This is a genomic window from Streptomyces sp. NPDC030183 (assembly GCF_055573455.1).
Genome location: NZ_JBVIBK010000059.1, coordinates 1 through 11,794, shown reverse-complemented (window position 1 = coordinate 11,794; position 11,794 = coordinate 1). Strand labels below are relative to the sequence as shown.

Sequence of the window (11,794 nt, the reverse complement as noted above, 5' to 3'; positions counted from 1 at the left end):
GAAGACCTCCGTGCGGTGTGTTCCTAGACAGCTCCACCACATCGGAGGTCTTCGCCATGTTCAAGACCCGCCAGTGTCAACAACGCTCGTGATCAGTACATCTAGCCCGCCGCCCGCTTCGAGCGCACACGAGTGAGGGGCTCCCGATCGGCGGATCGGGAGCCCCTCAGTCATGTGCGGAGGTAACCGCTAGGCCCTGTCGTGACGACAGGGCCTAGGCGTCTAGGCGTCGAGGACCTGCCCGGCCCGCCTGACCACCGGCGGTTCCACGGACCAGGGGAAGTTGATCCACTCGTCCGTCCGCTTCCACACGTACTCGCACTTCACGAGGGAGTGGGACTTCTCGTAGATCACGGCGGACCGGACCTCGGCCACGGCGTCGAGGCAGAAGTCGTGGACGAGCTTGAGCGTCTTGCCCGTGTCGGCGACGTCGTCCGTGATCAGGACCTTCTTGTCGGAGAAGTCGATCGCGTTGGGCACGGGCGCGAGCATGACGGGCATCTCGAGGGTGGTGCCGACGCCGGTGTAGAACTCCACGTTGACCAGATGGATGTTCTTGCAGTCCAGGGCGTAGGCGAGGCCCCCGGCGACGAAGACACCGCCGCGGGCGATGGAGAGGATGATGTCGGGCTCGTACCCGTCGTCGGCGATGGTCTGCGCGAGTTCACGCACGGCGGCGCCGAACGCCTCGTAGGTGAGGTTCTCCCGGACCTGGGCCATGCTCACACCTGCGTCCGGTGGAAGTTGAGGAAGGACCGGGAGGCGGTCGGCCCCCGCTGCCCCTGGTACCGGGACCCGTACCGCTCGCTCCCGTACGGGAAGTCGGCCGGCGAGCTGAGCCGGAACATACACAACTGCCCGATCTTCATACCGGGCCACAGCTTGATCGGAAGCGTCGCGAGATTCGACAGTTCCAGCGTCACGTGACCGGAGAACCCGGGGTCGATGAACCCGGCGGTGGAGTGCGTGACGAGCCCGAGCCGCCCGAGCGAGCTCTTGCCCTCGAGTCGGGAGGCGAGATCATCGGGCAGGGTGATGACCTCGTAGGTACTGGCGAGGACGAACTCCCCGGGGTGCAGGATGAACGGCTCGTCGCCCTCGGGCTCCACGAGCCGGGTGAGATCGGCCTGCTCGACGGAGGGGTCGATGTGGGGGTACCGGTGATTCTCGAACACCCGGAAGAAGCGATCGAGCCGCACGTCGATGCTCGACGGCTGCACCATGGATTCGTCGTACGGATCGATCCGCACCCGTCCCGCGTCGATCTCGGCCCGGATGTCCTTGTCTGAGAGAAGCACGCCCCGAGGATACGCAAGACGCGCGGCCCCTCCGCATCCGGGCGGGGACCGCGCGTCTCACACGACACGGACCGGAGCCAGACACCGCACGAGGACGGCACCGGCCTTCAGTCCGCACTGCTACTGCCACTTACTACTACTGCCGCTCCAGTGCTCCCGGAACTGCCACGGCTACTGAACTGCTGCCACTGAACTACTGCTACTGGCCCACTGCTACGGCTGACCGCCTACGACTGCCGCCTCACGACTGCCGCCTTACGAATGCGCCCATGACTGACCGCTCGCTTACCGCTTCTCCAAGGCGACCGGCACGACGCTGCGGAGCCGGGCACAGCGAGGACAGCGGATGAGCCGGCCGGGGCCGAGGCGCTCGGCCTGCTGCATCGGGAACGAAGCGGTGCTGAACACGTGCCCATCGGCACAACGGACGACGGTGCGCTCCATCAAGTCCAAGAGTCCCTTCCCCAAGAGCCGCGTCTGATGGCCGACCTCACGTCGACCTGACGACGAAAGCCACATTACGGGATCAATAGGACGGCCCTCCAGGCGGCACTCCGATCCACCGGAGGCCCCACACGGACCCTCTTCCGCGCCTCCACCGTACGCCCCAACTCCCGCGCCCCGCAGCCCCGTCCCCACCCCGGAAACGGACCCGGGTCCCACGGCATCAACACGCGGGGCGCGACATGAGGTAAAGTAACGAAGCGTTCCGACACCGGCACCGACCGGCGTCTTACGCGGGTGTAGTTTAATGGTAGAACATCAGCTTCCCAAGCTGAGAGCGCGAGTTCGATTCTCGTCACCCGCTCCATGCGAAACCCCCAGGTCAGAGACCCGGGGGTTCTTTATTGCCTAAATCGGGGGCGATAGGGGCAGGGCCGTCGCTGTGGCACTTCGCACGCTCCGCGCACACCAGATGGTCAAGGCCGGTGACGACCTCCCGCCGGCCGCCCCTCGTCGGAGTGCCTATAGAGGCGCAAGTGCGGCGCCCGGAGCGGAGCCGCGGAATCCTCCGTGCCCACCTTGCCGGACGTCTGTCCACGTGCTCAGCAGGGCACAGCCGACACCGGCGGCGCCCTCCCAGGTTCGCGCAGCGGACCAGCGGCGGACTACGGATCCATCCACAAGGCCCGCGACCGCATCGCGGACCCCAACGGCGTCCGGAGAATCGCGTGGTCGGTACCCGAGGTGGACCGCGCCCTACACGGCCTCGGCGTGATCGCCCTGCCCGGACGAACCCGAGCACGATCCCCACCCTGCGCTACCGGCTCTTGGCCACCCGGCTCCGTCTCCGTCGACGACGCTTCTCGGTTCCTGTGCTGCGTGCGTTACGGCATGCCGTCTACGCCACTTCGATCACCCCTGGCGGTGATGCGGCCGGCTCGCCGGCAACGCAAACGCGCCACATTCGCCGCGCAAGCCCACGTTAGTCATGTCCATGTCTTCCGTGGCGAGAGGTGCTCCCATAGGCTCCTCCGCCGGACCGCAGGTGTTACCGACGGTAGGAGAGGCCGGTCATGGGGCGAACGGGCAGCACTCGACGCACCTTTGTGGTGGGGGCCGCGGCCGCAGGCGGGGCGGTGGCGCTGGGCACCGGCACGGCGGCTTCAGCGGCACCGGCACAGGGACGGCAGCAGGCGGTCGCCGTGCTCGGCGGTGGCGTCGCCGGGCTGACCGCGGCGCATGAACTCGCCGAGCGGGGCTTCGCGGTGACCGTCTACGAGCGCCGGGCGCTCGGCGGCAAGGCCCGCTCCATGGACGTACCGGACAGCGCGAAGGGAAACCGCAAGCCACTGCCCGCGGAGCACGGGTTCCGCTTCATCCCGGGGATCTACCACAACCTCCCCGACACGATGCGGCGCATCCCCTTTCCCGGGAACGCGGGCGGCGTCCGGGACAACCTGATCGCGCCGAAGGAGATGATGTTCGCGCGGAGCAACGGCCGCGAGGATCTGCGGATACCCATTCCCGGGGAGAAGGAGCCCGCCGAGCTCACCCTCGACGACATCAGACGCGCCCTCACCGGCCTCCTGGAGACGGGCTTCAACCTTCCTCTGCATGAGATCGCGTACTTCGTGAACCGCGCCGTCGTCTTCCTGACCAGTTGCGACGCGCGCCGCAACTCCACCTGGGAAGCCACCCCTTGGTGGACTTTCGTACGGGCCGGGCAGATGTCGAAGGAGTACCAGCGCATCCTCGCGGTCGGCGTCACCCGCAACATCGTCGCCACCAAGGCTGAGGTGGCCAGCACCCGGACGGTCGGCACCCTCGGCGAGGCCTTCGTGTTCAACGCGCTCGGCCGGGGTGCGGACGGCCCACCCGACCGGATCCTCAACGCACCCACCAATGAGGCCTGGATCGACCCCTGGGTGGCTCATCTTTCTTCCCTGGGCGTGAAGTTCCGTATCGGCTGGACCGTGCACGAGGTGAGGCTGGGCGGAGACGGGCGGGTCTCCGAGGCCGTCATCGAGGATGCGGACGGCGTACGTCGCTCCATTACCGCCGATCACTATGTCTCCGCCATGCCGGTGGAGCACGCGCGGCGGACCTGGAGTGCCGGACTACGCGCCGCCGACCCACAGCTGGCGCGCTGCGACAAGCTGCGGACGGACTGGATGACGGGCCTTCAGTTCTATCTGTCCGAGACGCCGCCCTTGGTGCAGGGCCACTTCAACTGCATCGACTCGCCATGGTCGCTGACCGCGATCGCCCAGGCCCGGCACTGGCCAGGGCGTGACTTCGCCGCCGACTACGGTGACGGCGTGGCCAAGGAGTGTCTGTCGGTGGATATCTCCGAGTGGGACAAGCCCGGTGTCCTGTACGGCAAAACGGCTAAACAGTGCACCCGCGAGGAGGTCGCACGCGAGGTGTGGGCACAGCTCAAGGACGCACTCAACGACACCGGCAGGACAGTGCTGCGCGACGGCATGCTGCACCGGTGGTTCCTGGACCCCGGAGTGGACGGGATCGGTACCCCGCACCCGACCAACCAGGACGAGCTGCTGATCCACCCCGTGGGCACGCTGCACAACCGCCCTTCGGCCCGGACCACGGTCCCGAACTTCTTCCTGTCCGGGGATTACGTCGCCGTGGACATCGACCTCGCCACGATGGAGGGCGCGAACGCCTCGGCCCGTCAGGCGGTCAACGCCCTTTTGGATCAGACAGGTTCGAGTGCGCCGCGTTGCACGGTCACCCCGCTGTTCAGGCCGCCGGAGCTCGAGAGCCTCAAGCGCCACGACCACTTCCGCTTCAAGGCCGGCCTCCCGAACGCGTTCGACCTTGGGTGATCCAGTCGGGAGCGGTCGCTCGACCTGATCAGCCATGACGCCGGCGAAACACCCTTCTCGTCGCCCTCCCAACGAGGGCAGGAGCGCGGTGTGCAACGGCCGTCGTGCCTCCTGCGCCCCCCAGAAGCCCCGAGCGGAAGGCTCAGGCGTGGGCTGCCGTCCTCCATCAAGGGCCCGCTGCGCGTCTTCGGCGACGACACCTCACCGATTCGGGAGTTTCTCAGGCATGCTCCATCGACGTGTGCCTACAGAATTCCCGCCGACACCGAGCGTGAAGACCGCCGTTGTCGTCAGGGGAGAGGAACTGGCTGCACGTGCAGCGGTAGCAGTACCAAGGACCGCCAGGATCGTAGTCCGCTTCCCGCAGACGGGCCTCGGCAGCCTCGCGCACCGAACGGCTGTGCTTCTCCAACTCGGCGAACTCGGAGTCATTCTGCTTGAACGCTTCGAGTTGAGCCTCAGTTGGAGTTGGCTGCTCGTCAGGTTGCACCATCGGGAACACCTCCGTACAGAGCTATGCCGAGTCGCTGGGCCGAACGGAAGAATCGGCAGAGTACGCCTCGTTATCCCGCAGTTGAGCGCAACCTCATTGTCTGGCCGTGGATGCGGTCCTGCCACTGGAGGGGGCCGCTACCCCTTGGCCACCGCGTCACAGCCGGTCAGGTGAGCTCTGGCCCAGTGGTTGGAGCAGTCGCTGCATGGGCTGGAACCGGCGCCGTTCTCTGACATCTGTCGTGTGGCCTGTCCGTCGACGTTCGAAGACCTGGACCATGTCCTCCGCGGCAACCGTCTGGCCACATCGTGGCCGTCGCCGGACGCCTCGCTCACGTCATGGTCGCGAACGACCTGAGGGAACTCGCCGGACTGCTCAAAAAAAGGCCGTGCCAGAGGGAGCAGCGGGAGACAGGCTGGCCTAGATCCGGGCTGATGGTGCGGTGACACAGGTCGAACGGGCCTCAGTAGAGGAGGACGCGCCAGCGCTCGACCCACAGCAGCCGTCCACTGCTCGTGTCGCGTACCTGGACTCGGTCGTCGTCCACCTGCCGGACCGTGCCGTAGAGCGTCCTGTCGTCGAGGTCCGCTCTGACGATGTCGTGCACCTCCAGGTCGTCCTCGATCGGACGAGACCACGAATGCCCGCATCGCGCGCAGACGTAGCCGACGGCATCGTGCCCCGCCACAGACACGAGGCTGCCCGGGCGGACCTGCTCGACCAGGCACCGGGGGCAGGGGTCGGCGGTGTGCGCGCCTACCGATCGGGACATCACCCGATCCTGCGGTACGGCATCGAAGTGGCACAACCCCGGCAACCCACACCGGCTCTCATCCCCCCTCCCCGCAACACGGACCGGCCCCCTCCCCGCAACACGGGCCGGCCGTCACGTGCTGCTCCGGTCGACACAAACCGTGAGGCGTGGCTGAGGTCGGTAGCGGTGCGGCTAGGCACACGCGCGCCTGATCGGTCGGCGCACCGTCCTTCCTGGCCCGTACGCCACATGATCACCAAGCCCACGCCCGTACGCACTGCTCCCTCCCCGTCGCGCCAAGAGACCCGCATATCCACGGAATCCGAAGCCGCCTGGTTCAATCCGCGATTTTGGCTCGTGAATCATGCGAAAAGTATTGACGCGGTTCACCGGATCCTTATGATCCAGTCGATCGACACTTCGACCCTCGTTCGGTATGTCGAACACACTGCAGCCGCACCCCCGCTGGTTTCCGGACAGCCACTGACGGGCGCACCGGTACCGCCAGCTCCCATGATGACGAGGTTCGCATGCACAGACGCAGTTTCAGCCGCAAACACCCGTCTGCGGTGCTCGTGGCTACCGTCGCCGCCCTGGCCGCCTTGGCGACGACGCTCCTCTCCAGCCCCGCTCAGGCGGCGACCACCAGCGCCGTACGCGGCGTCGCTTCCAACCGGTGCCTCGATGTGCCGGGCGCCAACCAGACCGACGGCACAAAGGTGCAGATCTGGGACTGCAACGGCGGGACCAATCAGCAGTGGACGCTGACGGACAACAACCAGCTGACCGTGTTCGGCAACAAGTGCCTGGATGTTCCGGGCTACTCCACCACGGCCGGGACCCGGGTGCAGATCTACACCTGCACCGGCGGTGCGAACCAGCAGTGGCGGGCGAACGCCGACGGCACGATCGTCGGCGTTCACTCCGGGCTGTGCCTGGACGTGTCGGGCGGCGCCACCGCCAACGGCACGGCGGTACAGCTGTGGAACTGCAACGGCGGCAACAACCAGAAGTGGACCGGCCTGTCCGGGACGCCCAACTCGTGCTCGCTTCCGTCGACGTACCGCTGGACCTCGACAGGTCCGCTGGCGCAGCCGACGAACGGGTGGTATTCGCTGAAGGACTTCACCACCGTGACGTACCAGGGCAAGCACCTGGTCTACGCGACGAACGCCACGTCAGACGGATGGCGCTCGATGATGTTCAGTCCCTTCACGAACTGGTCCGACATGGCCTCGGCCGGCCAGACCCAGATGAACCAGCTCGCGGTGGCGCCCAGACTGTTCTACTTCGCGCCCAAGAACATCTGGGTGATGATCTCGAACGGGTGGGGTACCAACTGGAAATTCACCTACCGCACATCCAGCGACCCGACCAACCCCAACGGCTGGTCCGCGCCGCAGGAGCTGTTCAACGGCAACCTCCCCGTAGGCGGCCCGATCGACCCGACCATCATCGGCGACGGCCAGAACATGTACCTGTTCTTCGCCGATGACCTCGGCAGCATCTACAGGTCGACCATGCCGATCGGGAACTTCCCGAGCAGCTTCGGCACGTCGTACACGACGGTCATGAAGGACACCGAGGACAAGCTGTTCGAGGCGGTAGAGGTCTACAAGGTCCAGGGCCAGAACCAGTACCTCATGATCGTCGAGGCGAAGGGTGCGAACGGGCGCTACTTCCGCTCGTTCACCGCCTCCAGCCTGAACGGTCCGTGGACCGAGCAGGCCGGCACCGAGAGCAGCCCCTTCGCGGGCAAGGCCAACAGCGGTGCCACCTGGACCAACGACATCAGCCACGGTGACCTGGTCCGCAACAACCCCGACCAGACCATGACCATCGACCCCTGCAACCTGCAGTTCCTCTACCAGGGCAGGGACCCCAACGCGAACGACCCCGACTACCTGAAACTGCCGTACCGGCCGGGCCTGCTCACCCTGCAGCGCTGACCCCGCCCGCTCCACGGTGATCGCGACGCCGGGCGGTCCGCCGACGCGTGGACGAGCTGTCCACGACGTGGGCGAACCCACCCACTGACCGAACCACCGCCTGAGGAACCCCGGCCGCACGTCGGCCGGGGTTCCTCCCACGGCCGGGCAGCGGGTCATTCCGTGCGGCTCGCCGCCGGTCCTCCATGACGAAACCCCAGGCGAGTGGCCTGAGGTTTGCTGGTTGGTGGCCCAAAGGGCTACTGGCCGTCGGCCACGACGTCCCAGTGTTCGATGATCTTTCCGTCGACCACGCGGAAGAGGTCCACGACGACGTAGTCGGAGCTGAAGACCCATCTCGGCCCCGTGAGGCATTCACTCCGTCGGCCAGTGGGACCACCCCCGCCGACAGGCCGGGCTCCGGTCATCCGAAAGTCGCAGTCGCGCCGGGGTGGGTGTCCGTGGCATCGGCCACCCACCCCCGCCGCGTCGTGCGGCCTACTGCGTGACCTTCTCGATGGGCACGTGGCCCGTACGCACGGTCGTGCCGCGCGGGTTCATCAGCCGTACGTGACCGATGAGTTCGCGGCCCTCGGCCACGGTCCGCGTGACGGTGACGCTCGTCGGCACCTTGGTCGAAGCGCCCGTGGCGAGGTTCACCGGCGCCGACTCGTCCACGGCCACCGTGCCGAGTACGGACGAGAAGAACCCGTCCTGGTAGTCGTACGCGGTCGACCCCGACGGTACGGCGAAGCCGGCCACCTCGACGGTGTACGTACCGGCGGCCGGATCCACCAGGGAGACGGACTCCTTGGAGTCGGGGCCCGCCGACTGGCCGACGACCTCGCCCTGGGCGTCGCGGACCGTGAGGTCGAGGTCGGCGGCCGCCGCGGCGGCGGTGCGGGTCTCCGCCCTTCGGTGCGGGCACCCCCGACGATCAGCGTCGAGCCGCTACCGGGAGAACGAGAAGTACAGGGTCCGGCCGTAGTCGCCCGTCGCCGTGGTGGGGGCGCCGCTGGGGCCGAGAGCGGCCGGCGGGTCGAACTTGGTGCCGATCGGTGGGATGGCGTCGAGGAAGGAGAGGTCGCCCTTCGGGAAGGGGGGCGCGGTGTGGCGGGGGTCGGGTCCGAACCGGGGTGTGAAGAGGCGGAGGTAGAGGTCCTCGTCCTCGGAGACCACGGTGAGGCGTCCGGCGGTGGTGTGCAGGGACGCCCAGCGGACGTCCGCGTGGTAGCCCTTGAACTCCGGGTACACCCAGCCGTCGGCACCGGTCGCGGTGTCGTTGTACTGCTTCGTCCAGACGTCCGTCGCCACACCGCGCAGCCGGTTCTTCCACACCCTGTGCGGTCCGTGGCCGAGCCAGGTCACGCCGGTCACCCGCGATTCGGGATGGTCGAAGCCGACGCCGAAGAAGTCGTGCTCGCCGGTGAGGTGGTAGCGGTAGTCCAACCGCAGCCAGCCGCTGGGGTGCAGGCGCCACCGGACGTGGCGCAGGACGCCGGAGTACTCGGCCTCCACCGTGTAGCCGGTGCCGTCGGGCCCGTGCGTCAGGCGGGTGAGGTCGGCCGTACCGGTGGTGGGCAACGGGCCCCGGGACAGCGCGAAGTCCCTCCCCCGGTGGGTGACACCGGCCAGTAGTCCCGTCGTGGCGTCGAGCGTGACCGTGGTGTGGCGGGACGCGAGGGTGATGCCGGTGTCCGTGCGGGAGCCGCGGACGGCTGGGCCCGGGCCCGTCCGTACCAGCCGTCGGGCCTGCTCGGCCGCGGACGCGATGGGCCACGTCCAGCCGCGTATCTCACGGCCGTCGGCGTCGGTGACGGTGAGCGCCACGGCGTCCGCGCGTCGCCAGCCGGACGGCAGGTGCAGGCGCAGCACTCCTTGCGCGCCGGGCTCGATGTCCGGGGCGGAGGCGGTGCCGTGGGCGCGCACGGTGTGGCCGTCCCTCCGCTGCGAGGGGGTGCGGAAGTCCAGGAGCCGCCAAGTGAACCGGCAGTCACGGGTGTTGGTGAACGCGTAGTGGTTGGTGAGGCCGATCCGCCCGTCGAAGTCGTCCGGCAGGCGGGAGGTGAACCGCTCCGGGTCGGCGAGTTGTACGGGAGACCAGATGTCCTTGATCGTGTGGAAGCTGGCCTCCTTCTCGCGGAAGGGGCCGACGATGCCGTCGGGTGCGGCGTTGCCCGCCACATCGACGGTGCCGCCGAGGTCGTCCCGCACGATGCCCTCGTCGATCAGCGACCACAGGAAGCCTCCCGCGGAGAGCCGTTCACGGCCCATCAGCTTCCAGTAGTCGTCGAGGCCCGCGCCGGCGCCGCCGTCGTAGAGGCCGTGGAGGAACTCGGTGGGCATGAAGACGTCGCCCTGTTCCTGGAGGATGCGGCGCGTCCTCTCGTACGTCTCGTAGTGGTCGGTGTTGATGCCGCCGAAGTTCGCCCAGGGGTGGAGAACGGTGCGCCGCTGGGGGTCGTGGCGTGCGTAGTCGGCGTCGAGGGCGGTGTTCCAGCCGCCCTCGTTGCCGTTGCACCAGAACAGGATCGAGGGGTGGTTGACGTCTCGGGTGACCATCGAGGCGACGAGGGGCCGGCCCGCCGCCTCGTCGTACGACTTCTGCCAGCCGGCCAGTTCGTCGAGCACGTACAGCCCGAGTTCGTCGGCGAGGTCGAGGAAGTGCGTGTCCGGCGGGTAGTGGGACATCCGGACCGCGTTCATGTTCATCTCCCGCATCAGCAGGATGTCCTTGCGGCTGATGCGGGCGCTGGTGGCCCGGCCGGACGTGGGCCAGATGGTGTGCCGGTTGGCTCCCTTGAGGAGGATCCTGACGCCGTTGACGTACACGCCGTCGCCGGGGCGGACCTCGACCGTGCGGAAGCCCAGTCTTTCGTCGACGCGGTGGACGGTGCGGCGCTCACCGTCGCGGAGCGCGACCTCGACGCGGTAGAGGTGCGGGGTCTCCGCCGTCCACAGCCGGGGGGAGTCGACGGTGGTCCTGAGGGTCACCGTCGTGTCGCCGGGAGCCACGGCCGCGGCGAACGGGGCGCCGACCGGGCGTCCGGAGAGGTCGGTGACCCGGGCGACGAGACGGTCGGCGGTGCCGGTACCCGACAGATGGGCGTCGATCCGCAGGGTGCCGTCGGCGCGGGCGTCGACGGCGATGCGTTCGATGTGCCGGAGTGGGAGTGCCTCGAGGTGGACGGGGCGGTAGATGCCGCCGAAGTTCCAGTAGTCGCCCAGGCGTTCGGCCCGGTTGACGGAGTCGTCGGTGGACTCCTTGCTGACCGTCACCTCCAGGAGGTTCTCCTGCCCCGGACGCAGCTTCCCGGTCACCTCGTACCGGAACCGGTAGAAGCCGCCGCGGTGGACGGGCCCGGCCGGTTCGCCGTTGATCCACGCCTCGGTCTCGGTCATCGACCCTTCGAACACGAGGAAGACGCGTCTGGCACGCCAGTGGGCGGGCGGCGTGAAGGTGTGCCGGTAGCGGCCTTTCTCCTCCGGGCGCAGATTCCACCCGTAGTTGTATGTGCCGTATCCGTGGAACTCCCAGTTGGACGGAACCGGGATGCTGCCCCAACTCCCGCTGCGCCGCCCGCTGGTGCACAGGAAGTCCCAGTCGACCGGGTGGTCGGCGTCCTCTCCGGACAGGTAGAGGCGCTCGGTGCGCGTGGAGGCGTCCGTTCCGCCGGCCGTCCCAGCGGCCCGGGCCGAACCCGCGGGAAGACCTCCGGCGACGGCCGCTCCGACGGCGCCCAGGATCAGAACGCCCCGACGTGACATTTGCATGGCATCTCCTTGTCGAAGCGCTTCCGCGCACAACACCGCAGATCACAGCCCTCGCGCAAAACGAGGATGACACTAGGAGTCGAATGCTTCGAATACAAGAGGGCAGCAGAGGCAGCGGGAGTCACAGGCGCCTCCCGAGTACGCATGCCGGGGCCGTCGGACCCTAGGCCCTGTCGTCACATTCCCGCCGTCGCCCGAAGGGCGGCCCCGCGGCGTCAGGTGCGTGCTCTCGGCGTGCCGGGCCCTGACCCGTGTAC

The 11,794-nt window shown here is 68.0% G+C and carries 7 protein-coding genes and 1 tRNA gene; 3 read left to right on the top strand and 5 right to left on the bottom strand.

Translation table 11 applies throughout. The features are described from left to right. Nucleotides 1-222: 222 nt before the first annotated feature. Together ACZ4Z2_RS36935 and dcd are read right to left on the bottom strand one after the other, a co-directional pair. The gene (locus ACZ4Z2_RS36935) at nucleotides 223-720 is read right to left on the bottom strand and encodes a phosphoribosyltransferase (RefSeq protein ID WP_468082113.1); all 498 of its coding nucleotides are present in this window, start codon (nucleotides 718-720) and stop codon (nucleotides 223-225) included. A 2-nt stretch (nucleotides 721-722) separates the two neighbouring features. Beyond that, nucleotides 723-1,298 carry a dCTP deaminase gene (gene dcd / locus ACZ4Z2_RS36930; RefSeq protein ID WP_053847548.1) on the bottom strand — a complete coding sequence of 192 codons (576 nt, stop codon included), beginning with the start codon at nucleotides 1,296-1,298 and terminating at the stop codon, nucleotides 723-725. Nucleotides 1,299-2,035: 737 nt separating this feature from the next. Here dcd and ACZ4Z2_RS36925 point away from each other — a divergent pair. Next, nucleotides 2,036-2,109: transfer RNA gene (locus ACZ4Z2_RS36925), tRNA-Gly, on the top strand. Between the two features lie 706 nt (nucleotides 2,110-2,815). Next, a complete protein-coding gene (locus tag ACZ4Z2_RS36920; RefSeq protein WP_468082112.1) occupies nucleotides 2,816-4,588 on the top strand; it encodes a hydroxysqualene dehydroxylase in 1,773 nt (590 codons plus the stop codon). Between the two features lie 956 nt (nucleotides 4,589-5,544). Here the strand turns inward: ACZ4Z2_RS36920 and ACZ4Z2_RS36915 are convergent. Continuing rightward, the gene (locus ACZ4Z2_RS36915) at nucleotides 5,545-5,853 is read right to left on the bottom strand and encodes a hypothetical protein (protein ID WP_468082111.1); all 309 of its coding nucleotides are present in this window, start codon (nucleotides 5,851-5,853) and stop codon (nucleotides 5,545-5,547) included. Nucleotides 5,854-6,365: 512 nt separating this feature from the next. Here ACZ4Z2_RS36915 and ACZ4Z2_RS36910 point away from each other — a divergent pair. Continuing rightward, complete coding sequence (locus tag ACZ4Z2_RS36910) at nucleotides 6,366-7,784, top strand: non-reducing end alpha-L-arabinofuranosidase family hydrolase (protein WP_468082109.1); 1,419 nt, start codon at nucleotides 6,366-6,368, stop codon at nucleotides 7,782-7,784. A gap of 477 nt (nucleotides 7,785-8,261) precedes the next feature. On the opposite strand, the gene ACZ4Z2_RS36905 is transcribed toward ACZ4Z2_RS36910, so the two are convergent. Further along, nucleotides 8,262-8,558 (bottom strand): hypothetical protein, encoded by a 297-nt coding sequence (locus ACZ4Z2_RS36905; protein WP_468082108.1) that lies wholly within the window; start codon nucleotides 8,556-8,558, stop codon nucleotides 8,262-8,264. 156 nt (nucleotides 8,559-8,714) lie between these two features. Beyond that, on the bottom strand, nucleotides 8,715-11,537 hold the full coding sequence (locus ACZ4Z2_RS36900) for a glycoside hydrolase family 2 TIM barrel-domain containing protein (RefSeq protein WP_468082106.1): 2,823 nt from the start codon (nucleotides 11,535-11,537) through the stop codon (nucleotides 8,715-8,717). Nucleotides 11,538-11,794: the final 257 nt, after the last annotated feature.

Bases quoted from the DNA above. Each gene is read 5' to 3' on its own strand.
- ACZ4Z2_RS36935 (WP_468082113.1), bottom strand. From the start codon at position 720: ATGGCCCAGGTCCGGGAGAACCTCACCTACGAGGCGTTCGGCGCCGCC.
- ACZ4Z2_RS36920 (WP_468082112.1), top strand. From the start codon at position 2,816: ATGGGGCGAACGGGCAGCACTCGACGCACCTTTGTGGTGGGGGCCGCG.
- ACZ4Z2_RS36915 (WP_468082111.1), bottom strand. From the start codon at position 5,853: ATGTCCCGATCGGTAGGCGCGCACACCGCCGACCCCTGCCCCCGGTGC.
- ACZ4Z2_RS36910 (WP_468082109.1), top strand. From the start codon at position 6,366: ATGCACAGACGCAGTTTCAGCCGCAAACACCCGTCTGCGGTGCTCGTG.
- ACZ4Z2_RS36900 (WP_468082106.1), bottom strand. From the start codon at position 11,537: ATGCAAATGTCACGTCGGGGCGTTCTGATCCTGGGCGCCGTCGGAGCG.